At 56.5% G+C, this 25272-nt stretch carries 22 protein-coding genes; 14 read left to right on the top strand and 8 right to left on the bottom strand.

Annotated elements, in window-relative coordinates; genetic code table 11:
* The first annotated feature begins 1135 nt into the window (after positions 1 to 1135).
* Positions 1136 to 1465, top strand: a complete 330-nt coding sequence (locus Poly21_RS10365; RefSeq protein WP_146406729.1) for a hypothetical protein — start codon at positions 1136 to 1138, stop codon at positions 1463 to 1465.
* Between the two features lie 56 nt (positions 1466 to 1521).
* On the opposite strand, the gene Poly21_RS10360 is transcribed toward Poly21_RS10365, so the two are convergent.
* Positions 1522 to 1887: a group II intron maturase-specific domain-containing protein gene (locus Poly21_RS10360; protein WP_146406728.1), complete on the bottom strand. Its 366-nt coding sequence runs from the start codon at positions 1885 to 1887 to the stop codon at positions 1522 to 1524.
* A 1279-nt stretch (positions 1888 to 3166) separates the two neighbouring features.
* Here Poly21_RS10360 and Poly21_RS10355 point away from each other — a divergent pair.
* On the top strand, positions 3167 to 3412 hold the full coding sequence (locus Poly21_RS10355) for a hypothetical protein (RefSeq protein ID WP_146406727.1): 246 nt from the start codon (positions 3167 to 3169) through the stop codon (positions 3410 to 3412).
* Between the two features lie 613 nt (positions 3413 to 4025).
* Here Poly21_RS10355 and Poly21_RS10350 read toward each other — a convergent pair.
* The gene (locus Poly21_RS10350; RefSeq protein ID WP_302118414.1) at positions 4026 to 4793 is read right to left on the bottom strand and encodes a reverse transcriptase domain-containing protein; all 768 of its coding nucleotides are present in this window, start codon (positions 4791 to 4793) and stop codon (positions 4026 to 4028) included.
* A gap of 2146 nt (positions 4794 to 6939) precedes the next feature.
* Between Poly21_RS10350 and Poly21_RS10345 the strand changes: the two genes are divergently transcribed.
* From Poly21_RS10345 to Poly21_RS10320, 9 genes are all read left to right on the top strand, one after another.
* Positions 6940 to 7491 (top strand): hypothetical protein, encoded by a 552-nt coding sequence (locus tag Poly21_RS10345; protein WP_146406726.1) that lies wholly within the window; start codon positions 6940 to 6942, stop codon positions 7489 to 7491.
* Between the two features lie 51 nt (positions 7492 to 7542).
* Entirely contained in the window at positions 7543 to 8454 is a 912-nt protein-coding gene (locus Poly21_RS10340) for an alpha/beta fold hydrolase (RefSeq protein WP_146406725.1), read from the top strand.
* An 86-nt stretch (positions 8455 to 8540) separates the two neighbouring features.
* A complete protein-coding gene (locus Poly21_RS27375; protein ID WP_302118410.1) occupies positions 8541 to 9026 on the top strand; it encodes a hypothetical protein in 486 nt (161 codons plus the stop codon).
* Positions 9027 to 9261: 235 nt separating this feature from the next.
* Entirely contained in the window at positions 9262 to 9783 is a 522-nt protein-coding gene (locus Poly21_RS27370) for a DUF4279 domain-containing protein (protein ID WP_302118408.1), read from the top strand.
* A 55-nt stretch (positions 9784 to 9838) separates the two neighbouring features.
* A complete protein-coding gene (locus Poly21_RS10330; RefSeq protein WP_146406723.1) occupies positions 9839 to 10327 on the top strand; it encodes a hypothetical protein in 489 nt (162 codons plus the stop codon).
* A 718-nt stretch (positions 10328 to 11045) separates the two neighbouring features.
* Positions 11046 to 11546: a hypothetical protein gene (locus Poly21_RS27365; RefSeq protein ID WP_302118405.1), complete on the top strand. Its 501-nt coding sequence runs from the start codon at positions 11046 to 11048 to the stop codon at positions 11544 to 11546.
* Positions 11547 to 12069: 523 nt separating this feature from the next.
* Positions 12070 to 12207, top strand: coding sequence for a hypothetical protein (locus tag Poly21_RS27360; RefSeq protein ID WP_302118403.1), 138 nt, complete (start codon positions 12070 to 12072; stop codon positions 12205 to 12207).
* A 382-nt stretch (positions 12208 to 12589) separates the two neighbouring features.
* Positions 12590 to 13204, top strand: a complete 615-nt coding sequence (locus Poly21_RS10325) for a hypothetical protein (RefSeq protein ID WP_146406722.1) — start codon at positions 12590 to 12592, stop codon at positions 13202 to 13204.
* Positions 13205 to 13498: 294 nt separating this feature from the next.
* Positions 13499 to 13681: a hypothetical protein gene (locus tag Poly21_RS10320; protein WP_146406721.1), complete on the top strand. Its 183-nt coding sequence runs from the start codon at positions 13499 to 13501 to the stop codon at positions 13679 to 13681.
* A gap of 124 nt (positions 13682 to 13805) precedes the next feature.
* Here the strand turns inward: Poly21_RS10320 and Poly21_RS10315 are convergent, their stop codons facing one another.
* From Poly21_RS10315 to purE, 3 genes are all read right to left on the bottom strand, one after another.
* On the bottom strand, positions 13806 to 16202 hold the full coding sequence (locus Poly21_RS10315) for a DEAD/DEAH box helicase (RefSeq protein ID WP_146406720.1): 2397 nt from the start codon (positions 16200 to 16202) through the stop codon (positions 13806 to 13808).
* Between the two features lie 612 nt (positions 16203 to 16814).
* Positions 16815 to 17987, bottom strand: a complete 1173-nt coding sequence (locus Poly21_RS10310; protein ID WP_146406719.1) for a 5-(carboxyamino)imidazole ribonucleotide synthase — start codon at positions 17985 to 17987, stop codon at positions 16815 to 16817.
* Positions 17988 to 18196: 209 nt separating this feature from the next.
* Positions 18197 to 18664, bottom strand: coding sequence for a 5-(carboxyamino)imidazole ribonucleotide mutase (gene purE / locus Poly21_RS10305; RefSeq protein WP_146407009.1), 468 nt, complete (start codon positions 18662 to 18664; stop codon positions 18197 to 18199).
* A 315-nt stretch (positions 18665 to 18979) separates the two neighbouring features.
* On the opposite strand from purE, the gene Poly21_RS10300 reads away from it, so the two are divergent.
* Complete coding sequence (locus Poly21_RS10300) at positions 18980 to 19531, top strand: GrpB family protein (protein ID WP_302118400.1); 552 nt, start codon at positions 18980 to 18982, stop codon at positions 19529 to 19531.
* Between the two features lie 106 nt (positions 19532 to 19637).
* On the opposite strand, the gene Poly21_RS10295 is transcribed toward Poly21_RS10300, so the two are convergent.
* A complete protein-coding gene (locus Poly21_RS10295) occupies positions 19638 to 20951 on the bottom strand; it encodes a tetratricopeptide repeat protein (protein ID WP_146407008.1) in 1314 nt (437 codons plus the stop codon).
* A gap of 131 nt (positions 20952 to 21082) precedes the next feature.
* Here Poly21_RS10295 and Poly21_RS10290 point away from each other — a divergent pair, with 131 nt between their 5' ends.
* Positions 21083 to 21757 (top strand): sigma-70 family RNA polymerase sigma factor, encoded by a 675-nt coding sequence (locus Poly21_RS10290; protein ID WP_302118398.1) that lies wholly within the window; start codon positions 21083 to 21085, stop codon positions 21755 to 21757.
* Complete coding sequence (locus tag Poly21_RS10285; protein WP_146406716.1) at positions 21754 to 24072, top strand: serine/threonine-protein kinase; 2319 nt, start codon at positions 21754 to 21756, stop codon at positions 24070 to 24072. The genes Poly21_RS10290 and Poly21_RS10285 overlap by 4 nt, the downstream gene beginning before the upstream one ends.
* Positions 24073 to 24105: 33 nt before the next feature.
* On the opposite strand, the gene Poly21_RS10280 is transcribed toward Poly21_RS10285, so the two are convergent.
* Complete coding sequence (locus Poly21_RS10280; RefSeq protein WP_146406715.1) at positions 24106 to 24816, bottom strand: hypothetical protein; 711 nt, start codon at positions 24814 to 24816, stop codon at positions 24106 to 24108.
* Positions 24817 to 24939: 123 nt separating this feature from the next.
* Complete coding sequence (locus Poly21_RS10275; RefSeq protein ID WP_146406714.1) at positions 24940 to 25203, bottom strand: hypothetical protein; 264 nt, start codon at positions 25201 to 25203, stop codon at positions 24940 to 24942.
* Positions 25204 to 25272: the final 69 nt, after the last annotated feature.

Genomic DNA, 25272 nt, shown 5'->3' with positions numbered 1-25272 from the left:
TAGGCCGTAATGAAAGTAGCCAATCCATCCTTGAAAGTACCGTCGTAGTTCCAAGAAACGTTCGGTCCTTCCCGTCTCCGCTGGCTACGAAGAAGTGCGGTACTACGACCTCTGCTGACTTCTGCTCGCACGTGTCGGGTCACCCCGGTCGCCCCGCCTTTCAGGTCAAGCCTTACTCACGGGTACGCTTACAGATCTCCCCGAATAAGGGACGTGAACTTTCGCTGCGCAAGTGCGTCGCCTACAAACGGACGTTGTCGGAAAACGGCTTCGTGGTCNTNGGGCCACTCGCCTCAACATCCGCCTGCCTCCACGACGTTTCTGTTCGTCACCTCGCAGCTTTGGCGAGAACGTGTGCCAGCGACGGTTCTTTGCTGGCTTACCGGCCACATTCGCAGGCTTCCTCTCCACGGTCTGTCACCTCGCCGCAGTTGCCTTCGCCTAGTACTTCTTCTTGATCGATTACATTTGGTATGCTGTCCTTCGTTCAAGTTCCGTTTTCGTACAGGGGACTGGCTTCCCGAAGGAAGCGGCACCCCACAAGTTCACGCCCATGTCGGGCGTACACATGCAACCGAGCACTCGAAAGTGTCTTTGGGCAATGGTTGCTCTTCCGCTCGTGCCGGCTGATGTCAGCCGTTATCCCACTTGCTTGACGTAGGCGAACCTCCTGTTTTGAATCCATACGAACCTATCTTGATCTCCTCAACAACGCCGAAGCCCACGGACATGAAACCGAACGTTGCCCAACCGATATTTCAATTCCTCTCCGGGTTGATGTGTTGTCTTTTTCTTTTTGCAATCTACCGTCTTTTTTTGGACATGCTTGCCGCTCCCACGCTTAATGGACTACTCGCCATTGCGATCATGGCGTTTTCGTTCGTATGCTTCGGTTGGATTTGCTGCACTGGTCATCGACTCCCGTTCCTTCACTCTAGGCCACACGCTGAATAGTCTCTGGCGACGTTCCGTCGTTGTTTTCCACTCGCGTGGTGCAATGCACGAGCATTACCCGCTACAATCGGGGATAACCAGAGAATTGCACTGGAGCGGCGGTGACGACACGTTTCGAAGTGGATGATCAACTCCCGACGCCCAGTGAATTCCAGCGTTATCCGACTGAAGTGCACCGAGCTTGAAGCCTACACGCACCGACGTCTCGTTACGCAGAGCAGGGCTAGCTTTCGTCGTCCTAGCGGCTTCCCTCGCGTATTACCGTTCGCTCTCGTTTGGAGGGCTCACGCTGGGGTTTGTCGTTGGCGTTCCGGCGTTCTTCATCGTCTGCCTTGTTCGCCACGATCAACTTTGGTCAATTGCTCGCTGCTACACGTATGCTGGATTGGGTGCCCTGTTGTTCGCGGGTTTGCTCGGCCCCTCACTATTCGGCGCGGTGATTGGTTGGGCTATCGCGGTTCTGCAAAATCAGTACTATCGGTCTTGCAATAGCAGCCCACCGGACACATAAACACATCGGACGGGTAACCATGATCGAGATAGGGGCCGCATTGCTGCGGCCCCCTCTCACACCACCGGACATGCGGGGCCGCATCCGGCGGTTCGTTTCTTGGAAGCAAACTTGCTCCAGATTTCCTCAAGGTTCGCTAGTCCCTTCTTCTTGAGATAGTCGATCGAGATCGCGACGTGCATCGCAGCACTCGATGACATCACCCAGTATCCTCTTCCACTGCATCCGTGCGAGATGGCTTCGTCCCTATGCACTCCTAGTTTCAGCAGCATTCGTACCCGCGTGCGGACTCGGTACCACTGTTTCCAGTAGCAAGCGCGGATGCGCCGTCGAATCCATTTGTCGAGATACTGCAACTGCGTCTTGCGTAGGCCGTAATGAAAGTAGCCAATCCATCCTTGAAAGTACCGTCGTAGTTCCAAGAAACGTTCGGTCCTTCCCGTCTCCGCTGGCTACGAAGAAGTGCGGTACTACGACCTCTGCTGACTTCTGCTCACACGAGTCGGGTCACCCCGGTCGCCCCGCCTTTCAGGCGAAGCCTTACTCATGGGTACGTCCACAGCTCTCCCCAAATAAGGGTCGTGATCTATCGCTGCCCAAGCTCCTCATCTACCTCCGCTCATTCTTCCGGTTCGGCTTCGCGGTCAGCAGCCCGCTCGCCTGGAGTCGTCGGCCTCCTATGAGGTTTCTGTTCGTAACCTGGCAGGTCTTGGCGAGAAGAAGTCCAGCACGTGCTGTTCGCTGGCTTATCGATCATCTTCGCAGGCTTCCTCTCCACGGTCTGTCACCTCGCCGCAGTTGCCCTCGCCTCGTACTCTCTTTGCGTCGAACTACATTTGGTATACTGCGTCGTAGAAAGAAACCGGAACTAAGTACAGGGGACTCTCACCCCACAAGATCACGCCCATGTTGGGCGTACTGATGGCGGAGCGGCGTAGTGGCCGTTGGCTCAGCGGTTGAGTCGCTCGCCGCCACCCGCATATCGCCGTTCCCCGACAGAATTCTGCTTGCCGAAAACTATTCTGTTGACGTCCTGATCGCGATTTACGCGATTGAATATTGGCCTGCTGTGCTGGCAACGCTCGGCATATTGTGCTGGCTAACCCAACAAATGATTCGACGTAAGCCGATAACGATGCGTGCATTGTTCGCTTGCACGGTTTGTTTGGCTCTTGGCATCGCTCTTTGCCGATTCTCGGTTTCGTCATGAGCCCGGTCGCGCAGCAACCAGTACCACAGTCAGGAAAACTCGAGCGATCGTTGCTGATTGGATCGGACCGTGATGATTTCCATTTGCCAGCGGAATTGTGATCGATGCGGGTGTTAATGGCTAAAATTGCGGGGAACAATGAAATACATCGAAGGACGAGAGCCAAGCAGTTTGGCAATGATTGAATCTTTCGCGCGTCCTCGGTGATGTCCGCCGTTCCCCGAATGACAATTCTGCGATTGGACGATGATCTTAGTCGCGATTTAGACGTCGCGATCGCTCGCTGGCGAGCGTTAGTCGGGCCTGCGTGGATTGCTTCGTCGAGGTAAGCCTATCGCGGACTCGGGTGCCCGATCAACCATGCTTCGTCTTTCTTGACATCATCCATCAAATCAACGAAACTTGAAACTTCGCTTCACATTCGTGGCAATTGCCGACGGAGTGCTCTCGGCGAGACTTCCACCCATTCCTTGTTGCAGGAGAACTCTCTTATGCCGTTTTCACTTGGTGCCGTTGAATTGCTGTTGCTGTCCGTGCTGGCGATTCCTGTTGCATTGCTCTATGCCCGAAACCAGCGGCACTATCGTGCGGGTATTGCCGTCGTTGTTTGCGCCGCACTTGCGGCCTTGATTACACCGGCAGACATCGCCTCGATGTTGCTGCTGTTCGCGGCGTTCGCTGGTGTGTTCCTGTTTGGATCGCGTTACCGTCTCGATCCACCCGCCACGACTGCGTAATGCCGAACCGACGGTGAACCATCGCGTGCACCCGATTACGCGAGTCGGGTGGTTTTGAAATTGAGAATCTCTCACGCGTACTGGGTGACGCGTGTCGTAATGGGACTCGGCGATGCCTGCATGTGATACACGAACCGTGTTAAAGCCTGACCCATACGCCCCTCACGTTGAGCTGGACCCTTCCGCGCGAAACGGTAGGGCGGAATTTCTCTGGAATGCACTAATTCTTGTCGGCATGCTCGCAATTGGAGCCTTGCCAGTTCGCTTTCTTATTTCCTACTATGGCCTTGTATTCGGCGGTGACAATCCCGGTCCTGATGCATGGTCGGTTTTCGCGCAAGAGGTAGCGAACAATCTATCGATCACATTGGGGCTAGTGCTGGTACTGACTTCATTCTCAACAATGCCACTGCATCAAAGCCCACTGTTGACCCGAGCAATCGCCATTTCTGCATGCGTTCTCATCTCTCTTGATTTCCACCTGCTTAGATGGAGGATCGCTCCTGAGCACCCCGCTCGCGCAATGATTTTTGCTGCTATGATGCCGACAATGATCGTTTTTGGGTGTGGCGTCCCACGCGCGGCAAGCTACGTTCTTCGATATTTTCGCAATCTAAGACCTGCTCAAAGCGGCGGCTAACAAGGGTGAAAGCGGACCACCTTGCATGGTTCCCTCGGCGGAGGGTTGGAGTAGACCATCGACCATCACGCCCGCACGCAGATAGCGGCCGATCAACTTGAGCAATCTCCGGTCGTGGACCTTACGAGACACGCGCGCCATTAAGACGTCGTGCTGAACTCGGTCGAAGAATTTCGACAAATCCATGTCCACGCATCGGCGATAGCCGCTGCGAATCGTATGCTGAATCTGCTTGATCGCTCCATGTGCAGAGCGTCGTGGTCGGAAGCCGAAACTCGATTCGCTGAAAGATGGATCGAAGATCGGGGTCAAGACTTGTAAGATGGCTTGTTGGATCAGACGGTCGATCACGTTGGGTATACCGAGATGCCGCTGACTGCCATCAGGTTTGGGAATCGACTTACGCCGGGCAGGCCCCGGACGATAAGTCCCTTCCAGTAGTTGCTGACGAACTTCCAGCCAATGGTGCCGGAAGGACTCGGGGAATTCGCCAAGGGTGATGCCATCGGGCCCAGGAGCCCCTTTGTTGGCTTTGACGTTCTGCCAATCACATTCCATATTGGATTCGTCGACAATCAGTTCCATCAGAGATGATGAATGCGAGTTCAAGGCTGACTTCTCCATGACCGCCGAGGCCGTCTTCTCCGACTGGAGCTCCGAAGAGCACGGGGCCTTCGCGTGATCGACACCGTTGTGGTTGCTCGAACTGGCTTCTGTGTGTTTCGGGGCGGTCGAGGTCATGGATGGTTCGTTCCTTGTGAAGTGACGTGAGGCCCTTCCTGTTTCCGCTGGGATGCGGAAGCTCAGCACTACGGCTGATGCTGACTGCTGGGGACACGACTCGGGTCACCCCGATCGCCCCGCCTTTCAGGCGAAGCCTTACTCACGGGTACGTCCACAGCTCTCCCCAAATAAGGGTCGTGATCTATCGCTGCCCAAGCTCCTCATCTACCTCCGCTCATTCTTCCGGTTCGGCTTCGCGGTCAGCAGCCCGCTCGCCTGGAGTCGTCGGCCTCCTATGAGGTTTCTGTTCGTAACCTGGCAGGTCTTGGCGAGAAGAAGTCCAGCACGTGCTGTTCGCTGGCTTATCGATCATCTTCGCAGGCTTCCTCTCCACGGTCTGTCACCTCGCCGCAGTTGCCCTCGCCTCGTACTGTCCTTCTGTTGGATTACATTTGGTATACTGCCTCGTAGAAAGAAACCGGAACTAAGTACAGGGGACTCTCACCCCACAAGATCACGCCCATGTTGGGCGTTCTGTACCGGAGTCGCGTGTCATGCGTTCCTGCCATGGCAGACCTTTTCGACGCGACCCGGTTACGGCCAGCGTTCGCCGACGTATAACATTGGTCATTCCATTGCCACTTGAAGAGTTTACGCAACGGGTCACCGCCTTCGAGCGAGGCGGGAACAATCGCGGTATCATTTTTCTTGTCTGCTTCTTCTGCGGTTTGCTCGCACTGCAGCTGCTGGCGCCGTGGGCTGATCACACAGGCGGCGTTGGCAACTGGGCGTTCAGCGCTCTACCGCTGCTCTTCGTTGTGCATCCCTTTCTCGTCGGACGTTGGTACGGGTGGCGAAGGCAGCGGAGGTTCGGTCTGCTACCCGACTGCATTTGTCGCAGCGTGCGTTGTCTGCATTGGGTTCGTCGTACTGGATCCGGATGGCATGTGGACGTACTACGTGGACTGATGCATACAAACGCGGCGCACTATGCGCTGGACCGAATTCGCGGGTGACGCTTTTGAATAAGGAAATCACATTGCCGCGACCCGCTGATCGCCAGCGACTATGAAGCCCAAGGTTTGACAAGTAGTGTTGGGTTGTTTTTTTGTCTTGCTGTATTTTTTTGGTCCATCCGGGATTATCGTGGGTAGATCCAGCATGTTGGATTTTGGAGGTATGGCGGTGGCGTCCGAATTGAAGGAGGCCGTAGCAGAAATAACGCTGAAGGCTGGCGCAGACGCCGCCAGCCCAAGGCACCTTTCGGGTCCAGTTCGACCAGGATATTGCTTGTAGAATCGCCCAGCGACTGAGTGTACTTCCACCCCTTCCGCACGTGAAACCTGATCGGTTGACATCAGCGTGACAAAATTTCGGACGCCACCGCCATGCCTTGAAAATCCCCCACACTTGGCTCACCGCGGCGAAACTCACGGTAAACTCGGATGGACCATTTTTTTCCGCTGGCGCAGGTGAATGGCACCGGTTTCCATCTCGGTGGATGTCGATCACGGCTACAACAACGGCGTAGGACGTGAACAAGTAAGACGCTGGATTAAACGACTATTCGAGGTGTGAACGCTCTGATTCCCAATGGACCAACACGCTTCGTGCTGGCGGCGTCCCCTCAGGTATCCTGGCTCGGTTCCAGCCACTTGATTCGGACTGGCGACATGTTTCGGCGAGCACTTGTCTGGAGGCTTCCATGAGCAGCAAGTGGTCTCCCTCCGGTACGGCACATTCTTTGGGGGGAAGTGTCGGATAGTTCTTGCGATCCTCTGCAAACGATCGATCCTAGATCGAACGGTCCGCATCAACGTGGGTCGGTGCTCCGTACGGAGGGTAGGTCTGTTCCTTGATGGTTCATGTCGTGGGCTGGCAGCGGGTTCCTAGAGAGATCGGTATGACGTAAACGGGGGAGAGATGACGACAGAGTTTCGAGGGATGAAGGGAAGATATTGGCCAGCGAGGCCGATTCGCTACGACGATGCCGAAGCATCAGGCAGGCGATACCTGTTCTGTTATAATCACTTGCGTCAAACCGGACGCACACGCCGTCTCAGTCTCGCTCGCAAAGGGCGGATGCGAGGTGCCAGGCGCTGCACGTGCGTCGCCGAGTTGAGTTTATTGAACTGGTGAGTCGCTCGCGGCGACCACGTGATCGTTGACGTTCTGTCACCTGGAGTACAATATTTGCGATAGCGACTGGTTCACTCCCGAATACAAGCTCCCGATCGAAACACGCCTTGCCAAATGCCTGAGACGCTGGAGCAGTGATCCAAGTGCGACCGAGATCGGTGGCCAGACGTACGAACAGAAGATCGCGTTGCTGCTCGAATGGTTCATCTGCGAATGTGTAGGCCATGAACCAACGGGAAAGCTCAGGAATTGGTGGTCCGATGGGGTAATAGAACTGAGAATCAGTCAGCAATCACGTGACAACTATAACTTGGCCGGTGTCACTTGGATTGGAAGCGACGGACTTGCCCCGTTCGACATTGATGTAAAGCTGAACCCGGAGAACGACAGATGTTTTGCGAACTGCATTTTCCGCCTGGGGCTCCTCGACCATTTCGGGCTTCCCGCGCTTTGCGAGCCTGGTCATCCCGTCGAGATCCGGGCGCGGCGAAATCGCGATTGGGCAATGGCGGTCGAGTTGACGCCGCCGGAAGAGGCAGAGCAATGTCAGGCACTCAAGGACGGCTTACGCGTCTAATCAAGTGCTGAGCCGATCGACCTTCTATCGTTATTCGAAGTAAATTCTGTAATGAAGACAACCACCTGGCGAAACGAAAAAGCGCGTCAGAGGCTAGAGAATTGGTCTCAACGCTTCCTTGACCGAATCGCTTCCCCTGTGGAGAGTTACCAAGTGCTCTCTCGTCATGGACCTGGCAGGGTGTTGCTTGGTGGTTCTCGCGACGCTCCCAAACTGCTCTGCCTACACTCTATGCGAACTGGGGCATCCTTTCTACTTTCCGAGCTTAATCCTCTTCTCGAGCATTTCCGCGTGATCGCTCCGGACATTCCGGGACAATCGGTTCATGGTCCCCAAATTCGGATGCGGCTCGATGACGATTCTTACGCTGCGTGGTTGACCGATGTGATGGACGAGCTTGACATCGATTCTGCGAATTTATTTGGAGTCAGCTGGGGAGGATTCATTGCTCGGCAGTTTGCAAACGCAAATCCCGAACGTGTTGATCGCTTGGGTCTTTTGGTCCCCGCGGGCATCGCTAACGGTTCTCATCTCGATGGGCTGGCAAAGATGGCTTGGCCGATGATTCGTTACCGCATATGTTCAACGGATAAGAACTTGCGTCGACTTCTTGCACCTTTGTTCACAACGTGGGACGACGATTGGGCGATGTACTTTGCTGAGTCGCTGCGAGACATGCCGTTTGATTTGCGAATCCCCCCAATCGTGCCCAACGAGCAGCTGACGAAGCTGAGTATGCCGGTCCTTGTGCTGGGGGCAGACAACGACATATCGTTCCCGGGTGCAGAAGTGGTTCGGCGGATTTGCGATGTAGTCCCGAATTCTGAGGGCGAGGTTATTCCCGACTGCAAGCATTGTCCACCGATGACCTTGGAGTTCCGCGAGTGGCTGGCCAATCGGTTATCCGCGTTTTTCAAGCAACACAGAAGTGGCCCATCCGATACACCCGAGTCGCTGAGTTAGGCGTTTTGACCGTGGAGAATCTCTCGCGATGATCGGTAGCGTTATTCGAGTGAGGAATGAGACACAGAATACTTCTTAGCGTTGTCATGCTTCTAACTACGGTCTACGTCGCATCGTCTTTTGTCGTCGGCCAAGGCTGCATTGTTACCATTGACCTTTCGCGTTGCCGTCAAACAAATACCGTTGAGTATGTGCTGCCTGGCACTTCGCTCGCGATCTGGCGTTCTAATCCACACGCAATCGAGAACCCATTGCTTGACCTACTGGCTGATCGCTACGGCGAGGCGAATGCCATTTCGAGCCGAGTTGAGATCGCTCGTTTCAACGCTCAATGGCGTGATGGGCACACTATGGCGTACTATCCGCTGGTCCGTAACCGAGATGAGTGGGTTGGATGGACTAACGACAATGCGAACTTGGCAGACTATATATGGCCGCGATTTCTGCGCTATCTCGCCGATGGCGATACCTCGCGGGCGTACATGCTGTTGTGGCACGCCAAGCAGTACGAAACCGTTCCGCAGATACAGGATGCGATTGACGCTGATCCTGACATGCGTTCTGGCGGATAACGATCGTCTTCGCAGGCTTCCTCTCCACGGTCGGTCACCTCGCCGCAGTTGTCCTCGGCTCGTACTGTCTTTCTGTTGGATTACCTTTGGTATACTGCCTCGTAGAAAGAAACCGGAACTTGGTACAGGAAATTCTCAACCCACAAGATCACGTCCATGTTGGGCGTACTGCACCGTGGTTGAGTCGTTCGCCGCCGCCTGCATATCGCCACCATTCTGCCTTAGCGCCACCGACATGCCAGCTCGATCCGAATCACGGGTAACCGCAGGACTCAACGACTACCGATTTGTCGCTTCGTTGCATGTCCAGCATCCGTTGGTAGAGCCCAATGAATTGACAGCCGCGTTCAAACAGGAACCCAAAAGAGTGAAGCGGCGTGGCGAGCGGCGGCAAAGACGTGACGGAGGCCTGCTCACCAGAAAATATGACGAAAACCACTGGAGTATTGATCTCAAAATCGTTGCCGGTCACGACGTGCCGGAATTCCTACAAAACCTGATCAACACACAAAGATCCGATGCGATTGACTTAACTCGAAGAATAGACGAAACAGGCGGGTCAGTTTCGGTATTCATAGGGCTGTTCGCAGAGCAGCTCTGCGACTTTGAGATACCAGCGGCCACCCTGCGTCAACTCGGAGACGCAGGAGTTTCGGTCCGTCTCGACTACTACGGAGTTGGCAACGAACAGGCCAGCAACGCGGCAGAACAAAGCGGTAAACGGGAGCCGCCGATGACGCGGGATTTGATATCATAGGTTTTTATCAGCGGCCCTGTTAACGCCAACGTCCTGCCATTGGAGGCCATTTGTTTTGATTGCCGAGCTAGTTGCAATTGACAACCCGAATGCACACAAAGTCAATGTGAACGAAGCCGCCGTCAGCTTCCTCAATGGCAATGGATTGCCGCAGCAGATTGTCGAATCAATCACTGAGTTTGGCTACGATGACTGGATGTCATTGCGTCATTTTTCCATTGCACCCGTAAATCAACTCGAGAGTCTCAACACTGAAGAGCTCTATCTGCCGTGGTACGTTCGTCGATACTTGACAATCGCAGGTGGCTTGAACGGTGACCCCGTCGCAATCGACTTAGATTCCTTCCTGATGTGTTTTATCTTCCACGACGAGATGTACCCCAGACAAAGCTTCATTCCCGATGATTTTGTATTGCACACTTCGCTCACTTACTTTGACTTCTGGATGGGTGTCGTCAGTGACCCGAATTTTCCTGTAGATGCATATGACGCAGAGGAACGGTGGGGGCGACTTCCGCGATTCCAAACGAAGGCAGAACAGTGACATGCACGGTAGGTCGGCTTGTGGCGTTTGCTTTAACGGGCAATCAACTCTCCGTCCGCCGTTACGAGTTAAAGTCGTGCCGAAGCCGAGTGTGGTTGAGCGTCAACGAACCTTCGTGACCCTGAAACGCTGGTTCCTAACCGGCGAAGAGCGATGCCATGCAACCGGGTCGCGTCGAGACTGGACTTGCCAAATTGATTTACACCACGGGACGCTGATGGCCAGCGTTCTGTGGATCGAACATGCACATAGGTTGCCGCAATTATTGATACCACCAACCAATCGCTTAATTCATGGCACTATGTCAAACGCCACTAAAGCATTCTTCGCGTGCATCGTGCCACCGATGACCGTTCTGATACTTACAAGCGTTGGCGTTTCGACCGGCAGCATGCCTGCCGGTGCACTGATTGCTGTCATCACAATTTGGCTCGTTGCCGCGATTTGGGCGTTCTTTTACGATCGCTTTCGTCGGTCTCGCCGACGAACTAGGAGACGTGATTCATCATCCGATGAAACCGTGGAGAATAGTGCTACAGACTGAAGCCTTGCCGTATAAGATGCCGACTGGGACAGACCGAGAAACGGTACCGAAGACGACAGAACCATCGCATGCAACCAAGGACGGGCGGTCTGTTTTATCGTCTGCTTGTCACAAGTTCGCCCGTCCCGGCTGGTGCTAGCGTTATTTGCTTTTGAACGACCCCACGGCAATGAAATGAATCCGTACGAATCTGTATCGCAAACAGAGCCAGCAGAATCACACAACTGGATTGCATGGCTTGCGTTGTCAAGTGTCGCTCGCGTTCTCGGCGCATTCATCGGCTTGTTTACGACATTTGGCTTGTTTGGAGGATTCCAAGAAATCGCGGGCAAAATGGGTTCGGATCGATTGGGTGTGGCGATCGGTTGTTGCATTGTTGCTACGCTCTCGTTTTTCTTGTGCTCTTGCTATCGTGCTATGCGCCGGCGCTGCAACCCAATCGGCTCGCTGAGTATTACTGGGATCTTTGTGGAAACAACGTGTTTCACAGGATTGCTTGTCTCGCTACTTTTCGTCGTAGCACCTTTACCCCGTCGCTTGCTCGGGTTTCCCTTACACGACATTCTGCCGTGGTACAATGACCTTTACATCGCCGTGATTGCGGCTCCAGTAGCAACGGTTGCCGCTGCTGAATTTGTTCGGACACTCAATTTATTCCATGCTCGAAGCGAGTAAACACGCGATCGCGGCGGTGCGGCGTTGAGTACCGTTTTCGCAGTGGTGAGTGATTCGCCGCCGCCCGCACATCGCCAACGTTCACCGACTGTTGCAAGAGTTCCTGAGTCGCTGGCGTCTGCCGTGGTCGGAGCGAGTTACGGAACATTCAACTTGAGCCATTTTGAAAGGTTGTAACCATTCGTATTTCAGAGGCCCGCATCCATAACATGGAAGTGCTCAGCTGGTTCTGGGAAGGCGGAACTGGCTTCATTCGCGTCGCTAACGTAATGATTGCAGGTGCAAAGCTGGGCCCCTCGGAGATTCATATGTCCTATTGGAAACCGCGCTATTGGCACCTGCTTCACGGTGAAACTGAGTGGACGAGGACGAGCGACGTGAAGCGTATGCACCGCATATCATTGCTCGAGATTACGGATCGCACTTGCTTGATTGTCGGGTCTTCAGCTCTCGCAGACGGATGGATCGGAATTCGCTGTATTGCAATCATCAATTCAATCCTCCCCTGCGTGTATTCCTAGCGATGACAAACCGTATTCCGGATGATCATGCAATGGTGACGGAACCGGCGACGTCGCGTCTTTTAACGATTGCAAATTATTCGTCGCCGCGCCGTGATCGCCAACGTAATCCCGACAAGACACTGCATGCTGATGACTGATGAAATCCATACGGAAGCAAACTCCGAATGGCATGGTTGCAAAGCGTCGCGTCTGCCGTTCGTGTGTGCGTTTGGTTCGCTTGTTGGACTGCTGACGCTCGTTGCGTGCACATGGTGCTACGCTTGGTCTACCGCTCAAATACCCCTCCCGGGCGCGACGCTGTCCACCGGCGGACCATGGAACCACAACTCCGTCATGGCGACCTTCGTAAATTACATTTGTCTGGCTGGTACATTGTCCGTAGTTCTCGGGCTGATCTGCGCGATCTTCACTCGTACCACCATGCATCGTGTGTTTGCGATTACTTCGATCGTGGTCTCACTTGTTGCCGTCGGATACCATGTTGTTCTCATAGACTGACGTTTCGCTTGGTTCGAACAAATGCGAGATTACCATGCGACCGGTGACGAAGCGGCGGTGGTCGCCGTTTCTGTGTGCTTGCCAGCGAAATCCCGCCTCCGGCACACCGCTACCTTTCGTCAATGCAATCAAAAATTTCGGAGCCCAACGTTGACATGCATTCACGTGATCCTCATGGTGTTAACGCTAGCCGCGGGCAGCGGGCTTGATGCTGCCGAAACTAGGCAGCGAATGACTCTTACGCTAGATGACGCGAAAGCGACAATTCTAGTCGATGGAGAACTACCGCTGAGCTGCATGACGGCGGCGATGGACGCAGCGACTGACCTGGGTTACGACGGCATTACGGTTTCGCAGGTCGTGGCTGCCAAACAGGCTTTGTCGCCGACGGGCGTGTCGTTTATTGTCAACATCGAGACCGACACCGTCACATTTCGCTCGTTGCGGCCGGTGCCAAGCAAGGTTGTGATCTGTTTTCTCCAACGACTGGAGTCGGCATCAATCAGTAAAGTGCGTTTCACGGCGGTTGACGACGAAGCAGCGAACCAAGAGCGAAAGCAAACCGCTACACCCGAGTCAGAGAGTCGGGGCGATTTGAAAGCGGAGGATCAACAGCGCCCGCCGGGTGATCGGTAGCGTCACGTCACTGAACTGATCGCACTCTCTCGAGGTCTGAAGATTGCGTCTTCACCGATTCACTCCAAAGCCGATGCATCGCACAACAGAAATCGGGTTGGTCACTGTTGAAACTCACGGCAAGACACCCGAGGGACCTGTACTCCACCGCATCCACTATCGCGCGACGACGAGAAAAAGCGGCGTCCCCTCCGATGCAAGCGAGTCGCGGTAGAGAGGCGTTTCGAAATGGCAAATTAAAGGTGCCGACCTGCACATCGCCACCATTACCCGAAGTGAGTTACTGGACGCTAAATGAGCACTGCACTTGAAGCCGCGATAGAGGCAATTGCCGGTGCCCGTCCGCTGATGACACCTGATAAACCTACTGAAGCCTTGTCCCATCGACAGACGTCCACTACGACGGAGATTGTTTCATCCGACGGAAGCGAGCGTCGCCGAGATTTTTCAGACCTTGCTGGCCTGCTGACGCTCTAGCGAGTATCGGGATTCGCCGAGCCGGGGACTTGCGTCCTCGGCCCGGAGCCTCGTCGCGACCCGATCGCGGGCACAGTGAATGGTTCACTGTAGACTTGTTAGCCGACCCATGCGGCCAAGGCCATTATGGCTTGGCTTTTCGCTTGGCCTTCTTGCTTTTACCGGCGAACGAACGCTTGGCGTTATGAGGTGCACCGCCACTCTTGGCGTGCTTGGGTTGGAACCGTCCTCGTGCACCACCCTGGGAATATCCACCTCGTGAACCACCGTCACCACCCGTGTCACGGGAGACTTCCAGATTCAAACGCTTGCCGGAGACCCAGGTCTTGCGAAGCTTCTGATAGATGTCCGAGGGCATGCCTTCAGGAAGGTCAATCGTCGAAAACTCGTCGCGGATATTAATCGGACCGATGTATTGGCCCTCGATACCAGCCTCGTTAGCAACCGCCCCAACAATGTTGCCTGGTTTCACGCCATCTTGCCACCCGACATCAATGCGGTATCGGACCATGCCTTCGCGGGGTGGACCGAGTTGGCGGGGCGCTTTGCCGCCTCTATCGTGCGAGCCGCCTTGCCGGTCGCCTCGGCCGAAGTGATCACCCCGGTCGAAGTTCTCCTCGCGATGGGACGATCGCGCCGTCGCTGGCCGGTCCTTCATCAAAAACGGACGCCCTTGCTGGCAGAGTTCTGCCAAGGCGGCAGCGATCATATCGAGCGGCTTACCGGTTTCTTCGGCATAACTGGAGATCAATTCTTTGAAATGCGTCAAATCCTTCTCTGCAGAGATGTCGGTGATCTGCTGGCCAAATCGCTTGACCCGCATCGCATTGATATCTTTAGCCGTCGGGATGCCGATGATCTCAATCGGCTGTTTGGTGGCCCGCTCGATTTGCCGCAGCTTGCTCCGCTGGGCATTGGTGAGAAAGATGATTGCTTCTCCGTCGCGGCCTGCTCGTCCGGTACGGCCAACGCGGTGAATGTACGATTCGCTGTCGTGGGGGAGATCGAAGTTGAACACGTGACTGATGCGTGGAACATCGAGTCCGCGAGCCGCCACGTCCGTTGCGACGAGAATATCGAGCTTGCCGTTCTTCAACTGACTGATCGTCCGCTCGCGAACCTTTTGCGGCATGTCACCGTTGAGGGCGACGGCGGACAAGCCTTCCCGGCACAGGCCCTCGGCAACGCTGATCGTAGCGTCTTTTGTTTTGGTAAAGACGATCACACCATCGGTCTCTTCCACTTCGAGCAAGCGGACCAAGGCGTCGACCTTGTCTCGAGGCGAAACAAACAACGCTCGTTGGCGGATGGATTCCGCTGTCGCTGTTTTCTTCTTAATCGTGATTCTGGCGGGATCTCGCAGGTATTCATCCGCGATTTCACGAATTGGTCCTGGCAACGTGGCGGAAAACAATGCGACTTGGCGCGTCGCCGGCGTCTTTTCGAGGACGAACTGTACGTCTTCGAGGAAGCCCATGTTGAGCATCTCGTCAGCTTCGTCGAGTACCAAACAATCGAGCTTGCCCAAATTCAGCGTGCCGCGATTGACATGGTCGATCACGCGGCCTGGAGTCCCAACCACCACCTGCACACCACGGCGAAGTTGTTTGAGCTGCGGCTCGTAGTCTTGTCCCCCGTAGATCGCCGCAACCGCAAAACCAGGCACACTGGCGCCGTAGGTCGAGAACGACTTCGCAACCTGGATCGCCAGTTCACGCGTGGGTGCCAATACTAGTACTTGAGGATGAGCCTTCTTGACATCGATGGTCGTGAGAATTGGCAATGCAAAGGCAGCGGTTTTGCCCGTACCTGTCTGCGACTGAGCCAGCACGTCGCGGCCGTCGAGCATGTACGGAATGATTTCCGCTTGGATGGCCGTGGGCGTGTCATATCCGGACTTTTCAATCGCCTGCAACACTTCCCGACGTAGTGGGAAGGCGGCGAAGCCGAGATCGGCCTCAGCCTCGACAGCATCGTCCGCTGCTGGCTGCTGCTCAGCAACCGATTCGCTCTCGGCGACGGGTTTCTTCCCGGCGGCTGGTTTCTCGGCGGCTGGTGCTTGCTCGGCGGCTGGTGCCTGCTCGGCGGCTGGCGGCCGCTGAGGAACCCGCCGCCGTAAGGTCACTGGTTCTTGTTCAGGAGCTGGTTCTTGTGCGGCCGTTGCAACCTGCTTAGCAACCTCAGTTTGCTCCGCTGCGGCGGAGACTTGCATTGGCTGAGGTGGGATCGATTCCTGTTCGCACTCGGGCTGATTCGAGCTGACGGCCTCCTCTTGATACAATTCTTCCACGTCTGCGGAGGGAGTGGGGCAGATCATTTCGACTTCGGTCGTAGGCGCAGTTGCCAAGCATTCGACGCTAACATCTTGGGCGTAGCAGGCGAGGAGTGCGTCATGGGTAGCCGGTGTGGGATCAATTGAAATTTCATCGGCCAGCTCGGGACGATTGAGGAGGGTGGGGCCACCGGCTTGTTCGTTTTCAGACAACAATAGATTCTCAGAGTTGGGGGTTGGGCTCGACATAGAGGTGCCGCTTGCGCAATGGGACTCCCACAACCGAGTCACGAAACCGGTCGGTCAGGAGCGAGGATGGGTTGGAAGGATGGCGTGGCGAACGGACACTTCGGTACGTACCGAAGTGACGAAACACAGATCGCGACGCTGCTTTCACTTCCCGGAAGATGAACCAGCTTGATTCGCTGAACATTCCTACCCGTTGGACGACCCAAACGCTGTGATGAAACACCACCATGGCTGAATCGAAAAAAGACTTGTCGCGTAAAGGAGCCCGTGAATTGGCTCGACATGCTCCCCGACCTGGAACCGATCGCAACAAGCAATCAACTCGTGAATTCTGGGACATTGGCCGACCCGGTCGAAGTTCTGTGAACCTTCGACGGCTCTTACGTGCAGCAGAGTCTAACGTGAATGCGGCAATCGCAATAGGAGCAAACTCGGAAGATATGTCAAAGTCCGGCCCAAAGGCGGCCTGCGGCAGCATTGACTTCCCAGGATGCGTGGCGGACACCCCTTATCCACGAGTGATCCGGTCATCCGCCGACTTGGCGCGTCCGACGGTCCCTCACGGTGATCACCTCTGGAACTCCGTGTGATGCAGGGCTCGCTCTTTGCCGCCTATGACTGATGATTGCGCAGCGAATCGCGGGCGCGTTCCAATCGTGCGGTCACCTCGTCGAGTGTCTCACCGACGGCAGTGAGATGTCCCATCTTACGTCCCGGCCGGGCAGCATGTTTGCCGTAGAGATGCAACGAAACGCCGTGAACGTCCAAGGCGGCGGGCCAATTCGGCTGTTCACCTTGGCTCCCCCACCAGTCACCGAGCAGGTTCACCATGGCGGCGGCCGGTGTGATCTGCGCTGTATCGCCCAGCGGGAGACCACAAATGGCTCGCACATGTTGTTCGAATTGACTCGTTCGACAGGCCTCCATACTGACGTGTCCGGAGTTGTGAGGTCGTGGCGCGACTTCGTTAATGAGTATTCGCGGCTCACCGTTCCCCGCATTTTCGATGAACATCTCCACGCATAGCAGGCCGACGACATCCAAACACTCTGCAGCGGCAATGGCCAGATCACAGGCCTGCTGTTGCATATCCGGTGAGATTGCAGCCGGCAATGTGGTCACGTCCAGAACATGGTTGCGGTGCGTATTTTCGAACACGGGAAAGGTATCCATCACACCGTCGGCGCGACGGGCGACAATCACGGACACCTCGCGTTGCAAATCGATCATCGCTTCGGCAACCCAGTCGCCACCGCCCTGCCAATCAACCCGTTCAGCTTCGGCGGCGTCTGCTAAGCGATGTTGCCCCTTGCCGTCATAGCCACTTCGCTGTGTTTTGACGATTAACGGCCAGCCCAATGAATCCGCGGCAGCGCAGGTCTGCTGCGCATCACGCACCGGCGCAAACGGCGTCACTGGGAGACCGGCGTCGCGAAGCGTCGTCTTTTCTAGCAGCCTGTCCTGGGCAGTGGCGAGTACCGAGGCGTCCGGATAGGTCGGCGCGTGTTGCCCGCAAACCGCGATCGTCTCGGCGGGAATGTTTTCGAATTCGAGTGTGATCACGTCGCAACGACGGGCAAAATTTTCGATTGCCGAATGATCTTCCAGTGGCCCACACACCGTAAATGACGCCACATCCGCCGCGGGTTCGTCACTACTGCCACAAAATACACCGACGCGGTAACCAAGTTTGGCGGCGGCGATGGCAAACATGCGTCCAAGCTGGCCGCCGCCAACCATCCCAATTGTTGCGCCGGGTAAGATCGGACCAGAGGTAGAGTTCATGGGAACGGTTCAGAAATGGAGGTGTTTTGGGGTTCATCGAAAAGCATTGAGCGGGGGTGCTCAACATGTGTTCTGCATGAGGCGAGGGCATCGCTCCACGCTAGTCATTGCTCCACGCTAGTCATCGCTCCGTGCTAGTCAACGCTCCACTCTCGTCCAAAAGGTGGACGGACGCAGCGGGGCCGGAGCAAGTCTCGTGGAGAGTCGCTTCAGACGTCATCGAGATCGGCAGCAGCGATCACATCATCGTGTTGTTGCTGCACGAACGCCGCAATGCGGTCGGCCAGGGCGGAGTCGGACATCGCCAGCATTCGGGCGGCGAGAATCCCTGCATTCTTGGCACCCGCGATTCCGATGGCCATGGTCGCCACTGGGATCCCACCGGGCATTTGAACAATTGACAACAAGGAATCAAGTCCCTGTAAGGCGCGACTTTGGATCGGGACCCCAATCACGGGCAAGATCGTTTCGGATGCGACCATCCCCGGTAAATGGGCAGCGCCTCCCGCGCCGGCAATGATGATCCGGAGCCCGCGCTGCCGAGCGGTCTTCGCGTACTCGAACATCCGACTGGGTGTTCGATGTGCCGAAACGACCGACTTCTCAAATGGAATCCCGAACTGCGAAAGCATCTCGCAAGCAGCCGACATCGTATCCCAGTCGTTGCGGCTGCCCATGATCACGCCGACCAACGGGTCAACCGAACTTTCCTTCGAGGGCGAATCATCAGCTTTCGAATTCACGTGGGGGTGCCTCCAGGAGCGGGGAAATTGTAAGCTTGGCGAGCAAACACGAAGCGGCGCCCGTTATAGCCGAGATCGCCGACTCTCGAAATCAGTCCGAACGTCATCTCATCCCCCAGGCATCGTGGTGGAAACCTTCAACACGCCCCGCATTGAGCCGGAAAGCCTTCGATGGAGCGCTCGCGCCCCCTTGGCATTTCCAGGCTTGATTCAACTCGGGGACCCTACTCGACTATCGAAGGTGAGAGATTGAGCGATCGTGATGCATTCTCGCACAATAGCTACAGCGATGCCGGCCGCGTTCGGCTGATGCACCACGACGCGCGGTGGCGGCAAGAGTTTGAACAAACTCGCAGTGGCCTGTTGCAGGGCTGCCAAGGCCGAGTCGTCGCGGTCGAACACATTGGCTCGACCGCTATTGGTGGGGTCATCGCCCAGCCGATCATTGATGCTGTGGCGGTGATCGCCGATCCGGTCGATTTTCGTGATGCCGTGCTGCTCACCGAAGGACTCAATTACCGCACGGCGGCACCCCCGGAGTGGGCGGAGGACGGCCGTCGCCAACAACTCGTGCTCAACAAACCTCGCTACAGCGAAACCACTCATCGGGTATACTTTGTCACGCAAGGTTCGCCGCTATTGCAGCGGGCCATCCAGTTTCGCGACCATCTTCGTGGCAATCCCGCCATGGCAATTGAATTTGAAGCCGCGAAGGTTGATGTCTGGCGCCAGGTCGAAGGCGATGCGAGCGGCTACGAAGCGGGCATGGTGGAGGTCTTCGAGCACTTCCAGCCGGCCTAGTCCCACGTCGGGGCCTTTCACAGCAATGTGGCACTTCACCGCAGACACGTGAATTCTGACGTCTAGGCTTCCAAGTGGCCGTTCATCTGACGCCGAGTCGTCAAAATCAGCGAGGCTGAATCTCTCCTCCCTCGCGCTGGCCGGAGCCATTTTTATCCGCAGGATTCTGTTTGATAAACGGCTGTTGATCGCGGTATCGGCTCAATAGAGACTTTGCCACTGCCTTGACGTCCTCGGGAGCGAGCTCGACCACTTTCTCTTGCCATTGAATAGCCTCTTGAAATCGCCCTGCTGCGGCGTAGGCCGCCGCGAGTGCCGACAGGTCACTGATATTTTTATAGGCATTGATGTCACACGCCCGCTTGGCCGCCGTGACCGCTGCTTCGGGATCTCGCAGCGACGGATCGTCGGACGTTGAGAGCAGCCACGCGCGGTTCTGGTGGGCTAGCGCGTAGTTGGGGGCCAATTCGATGGCGCGATCAAAATCGTGCAGTGCCTCCGCACCCTTGCCCAGTTGATAAAGGTTGTAGCCGCGGTTGTTCCACGCGACAGAGTCTTGATCGTTCAGTTTGATGGCGATTGAGAAGTCGGCGGCCGCAGCGGCGTATTGGCCTTGTTGAAAACGAATGTATCCACGGTCCATCACCGCTTGGGCGTCCTCCGCGTTTGCAGCAATGATGGCATCCAGGTCTGAGATAGCTTGCTCGAGTTTCCCAGCGGCTTTGGAGGCAATCGCCCGTTGTCGCAGCAGCGCTGCGTTGTCTGGACGGGTCTTCAGAGCTGCGGTGTAGTCTGCGATGGCTTTGTCAAACTCACCCTGCTGCATGTTGATTTCGGCGCGGTTGACTAACGGTGTCACGTCGGCCGGGTCGATAGCCAAGGCGCGGTCGTAGTCAGCGAGTGCACCCTGGTGGTCGCCTTGGGCGGCGAGAAAAAGCCCGCGACTGCTGTAGGCTTGTGCAGCCTGGAATCCCTTGTCGATGGCGCTGTTGAAATCCGCGAGCGCCCGGTCATGTTCCCCCCTCGCCCACCAGGCCGAAGCGCGAAGCGTATCGTAGCGTCCCTGCTGCGGAAATTTCTCGATCAGCTCGGTGTAGATGTCGGTGGAGTCTGCCAGCTCGGCGACGTTCGCTTTGCCGACTGCGCCACGGATGCCGTGTTGCGTAACGATCACGTAATCATCACCCCGATCTTCGATCACCGTAAGCAGGTCTCCTCTGGCGATCAACTCGACGGCTTTCGCTTCTCCCTGAAGCTTCATTTCCACTTTCGCAACAACGGGCTGACCAGGACTTGCAGCATGTCCTCGCGGGGCGGCAAACAGAACCGCCACAAGCACGCACCCCGTACCAATCCGAGCGAGACGAGCAGCCGATTTGCTAGCCCAAGCGGGCCCCGCAGTAGCGATTAGTCGCACCATCACCTTCACTCTCTCTTACAATCGAGGTCGACGCAGGCGTTCTCGAATTTCATTTCCAGCAAAACGCCTATCCATGCGGTATGGTAACATGGACGCTGTTTCTGTTGACTCTGAGAAGGCCCGCTTATTCCGTGAATTCTGATACACGCGACTCCGACAATCCAGCTGTTCGGGGCGATCTGTCGTCGACCACAGCACTGGTGATCGCATCGAAGCAAGGCAGCAATGAAGCCCTGGGCTCCCTCCTGCTGCGTTATCGTGGTTTTTTGCTGATGTTGGCGCATCGCTATCTGTCCGACCAGCTGCGCCGCCGGATCGATCCTGCCGATGTTGTTCAGGTGACGTTTCTGGAAGCCAAGCGTGATCTCAGTTCGTTTCGAGGCGAGTCGCCGGCAGAATTCGCCGGCTGGTTGCGTGGCATGCTCAAGAACAATGTCGCTTCGGCACTGTCGCATCATGTGATGACTCAGAAGCGGAGCACGAAAAAGGAGGTCCACGCGCAGGCCGACAACGCCGGCACCGGGTCGCGGGAAAACTGGATTGCCCAGTTGCCCGGCGGCAAGACGAGCCCCAGCGGGGTCGCCGTCCGCGAGGAAGCAGTGCTCGCGATGATGGAGGCTCTTCATCAACTCCCAGAGACCCAGGCCGAAGCAATTCGGTTGCGATACATGGAAGGCCTGCCGCTGAAGGAAATTGTCGAGCGGATGGGCAAAAGCGATACCGCGGTGGCAGGACTACTCAAACGTGGACTGCAAAAGCTGCGGACCCTGCTCAATACCGATAGCAGCCCCTGGTGGTCAGCATGAGCGAGTTGGATCCCAACGAGGAACCTCGTTTCACAACCGATATCGAGACGCAGATCGATCAAGCCTTTGCGGCATACCTGCAAGCCTGTGACCGGGGCGAAGTGGAATCCCGCGAAGATTTCCTGAAACAGTTCCCCAGCCTATCGGGACAGCTGCGGGAACTGATGGATGCCGCCGATCTGATCGGCAGCTTCACCCACACCAGCGGTCCACCACAGAAATTGCCGACGGAGTCCGTCGCCGATCAATTTTTGCATGGCGATTCGTTTCCCGGCAACGATGACGCTGAGACCATCGGTATCGCTGCGCTCGGACCTCATGAAACCGACGGCGATCTCTCGGGGCTCGATCCCCACGCGACGCTGCCCGTGGCCAATCGTCCACGAGGTGACTCCGGACCTTCGTTGCCATTTGAGATGGAAGACTACACGCTCCTCAAAGTCCTGGGGATGGGAGGAATGGGTGTCGTCTATCTGGCCAAACAGCGTGATCTTGATCGCCTCGTTGCTGTGAAAATGATTCGCAGCGGGATTCTGGCGGGTTCGGACGAGGTCAAGCGTTTTTATACAGAGGCGAAAGCCGCCGCGCGATTGCGGCACCCAAATATCGTCGCCGTCCATCAATTCGGTCGACTGGCGGGGCACCACTTCTTTTCAATGCAGTACATCCCCGGCACGGATTTGCAACGCGTGCTGTCCAACGGCCCCCTGCCGCCACGTCGGGCGGCCGCGATCGTTCGCGATGTTGCTAGAGCTATCCAGCATGCCCACAGTCGCGGCGTCTTGCATCGCGATCTCAAGCCTGGCAACGTGATGATCGACGAGCACGATCAGATTCATGTGACCGATTTTGGTTTGGCAAAACATATTGACGCCGACAGCAGTTTGACTGGCCAGGGCACCGCCATCGGCACTCCCCACTACATGGCTCCTGAGCAGGCGGTCGGAAACAGTGACGAAGCGACCTCGCAGAGTGACATCTATTCACTCGGCGGCATCCTGTTCGCAGCTATCGCGGGACATCCGCCGCTCGTCGGCGATACCGTAATGCAAACGTTGATGCGAGTGGCCCATCACCCGGCCCCTGCCCTGCGCAGTGTGTGCGCCCATGCCGATCTCGAGATTGAAGCGATCGTGGGCAAATGTTTAGAAAAGCAACCCCACCTTCGCTACGCGACCGCCGGTCAGCTCGCCGATGATCTTGATTGCTACCTCGCGGGCAGATCCATTTCAGCCCGCTCCAAAGGCAGGTTAGGCAAGACCATCGAGTGGACTCGGCAGGTCCCCGTCGTCGCAGCCTTGATGGGCCAGCCCTCGACGGATGCCCCCATCGGCCAGCGGCGGTTTCAGACCATGATGGTCATCCTCGCCGCCCTGATACCACTGGTGATCCTGTCATGGTCCTGGTGGCATCATCACCGCATCGCGGCGATGCCGAGCGAAGTCAAATTGGCTGGTGGGTTGGTCGGTGGGTTGTACACCGACACCGCCGCCCACCTTGCCGAGATGATGCAACAGGAGACCGGCATTCCATGCCGGGTCGTTCCGACGAACGGCACCTGGGACAATCGTGAGCAACTCGTGACCGGGCAGGTGCATCTTGCACCGATGCAGGCTTCGGCGGTCGGTGGAGACGAACTCGCGGTGGTGGCACCGCTGTTTTATGAGGCCGTCCATGTTCTGGTCCGCCGCGATGGTCCGGTTCGCTCCATTGCCGACCTGCCGGGACACGCAATTGCCGTCGGTCCTGCCGGCAGCGGATCGCGACGCGCTGCCGATCTGGTGCTGGACTCACTGGATCTAGATGCGGATACCTGCCCGCGGATTGACGTGGAGTGGCCTCAACTGAAAAGCATGCTGGTCCCGACTTCGCCCGGTGAAGACCGGGTGTCCGTCGCGATCATCTGCATTGGTCCCGGCAGTGAACTGGTCCGTGGGATTTTGGCAGACGGGAGTTGGGAGCTGATATCACTGACCGGTAGTGTGGCGATTTCGCTACAACATCCCACGCTCCTGCCAATGATCCTGCAGCGTTCGACGTATCGCAACACCTACACCGCCAAGGCATCACTGCGCGAGGCCGACATCGACAGTCCAACGACAGGAGATGAAGACGCGACCATCGAAACGCTAGGTACCACCGCCTTTCTTGTGTGTCGCCAAGACGCCTCTGACGCGCTCGTGCAGGCTGCTCTCGAGGCGCTCTACCGTTCACCCACCCTCGTTGGCCTCATCCCCGCAGATCACGCCGCTGAATGGCAGGGACTCGCCTTTCACCGCGCAGCCCGCGCCTATTTTCACCTATTGGCAAAGTGACCTTCGCCTGGGGCGGAACCACGACGTGTGAAGTTAGCGAGACTCAGCGGACATGAGTTCGTCGAAACGACGGTCAAACTCCGCAAAGAGTGCCAAGGTGTCAGGCCGATCGAGAAACACCTGAATCTCCTGAGCCCCCTGCTCCACTTCCGGTGGCGATTCGAGCTCCTCGCTTTCGACACTTCGACGTCCGGCGAGCTTCTTCGCGAGCCCGGTTGCTGCCGTCTTCCAGCCTCGAACACTTGAGAGTGCGTCAGCCATGCCAGCGCGGACAACGCGGAAATCCATTCGCGCGAATGCACCCTCGAAGGCGCGCCGCATCTGAGCGGATTGAAGCGGGTCGCCACTGAGTCTTCCCGCGCTGAGGTAGCGATCGAGCGTCCGCCCCAGCAACACAAGCCGTAGCACTTCAATTGGCACGCTGTGGATGGACGTCAACACGCTGGCAATTTTCCGAATGGGAAACAACAGCAGCTTGATAGGAGCTTTCAGGGCCATACCGAGGCAACCTTGGAGACACCCTTCGCCGTCGGAATAGTACGGCTTGAGTCGATCAATCGGAATTGCTGGCTGATGGGACGAAAGCGTTCGTGACACCACAAAACGGCGACACTGGCTGCGGACAGCGTCATCAACAAACGGTATCGGAATGAATCGCGCCGACGCGGAAACAATGCCAGCGACGATCCATTGGTGAACCAGCCAGTTGGAGGCCGCAGTCTTGTCGTCTCCGCTGGTGTTCATATTGCTGAGAAACGCTTAATCGATTGGGGTGAAAGATGCCCACTCAACGTGGCAGCGAGCAGGTCTTGCTCGCCCTATGTTTACCATAGCGGGAACCCGGTCAGTTCCGAGTGCCCAGCTTGACTACTCGTCTTTTGGCAAGTCGATGTCGATACTGGGCATCTCGACTTCTTTTTCCTTCATCTCCACGTCGACATCGGGAACCTCGACCGTCGATTCCTCCATCGACACATCGACATCGGGTGCATCGACGTCATAGGCCGGGACTTGCCCAGGGTCGACATCAACGGTTGGCAGTTCACCTTCGCGCGTCTGCTCGACATCACAGCCGACCAAGGCGAAGGTCAACATGGCGGCGAGCGAGCTAAAAAGAAACGACTTTCTCATGGTATCTTCTCCAATGGGCCAGAGCGTGGCGGAAATCGGCTCTGGCAGGTAATCGTGCTGGGACCGCCA

This window comes from Allorhodopirellula heiligendammensis, assembly GCF_007860105.1.
Lineage (GTDB): Bacteria > Planctomycetota > Planctomycetia > Pirellulales > Pirellulaceae > Rhodopirellula > Rhodopirellula heiligendammensis.
This window is presented reverse-complemented; position numbering and strand designations above follow the sequence as displayed.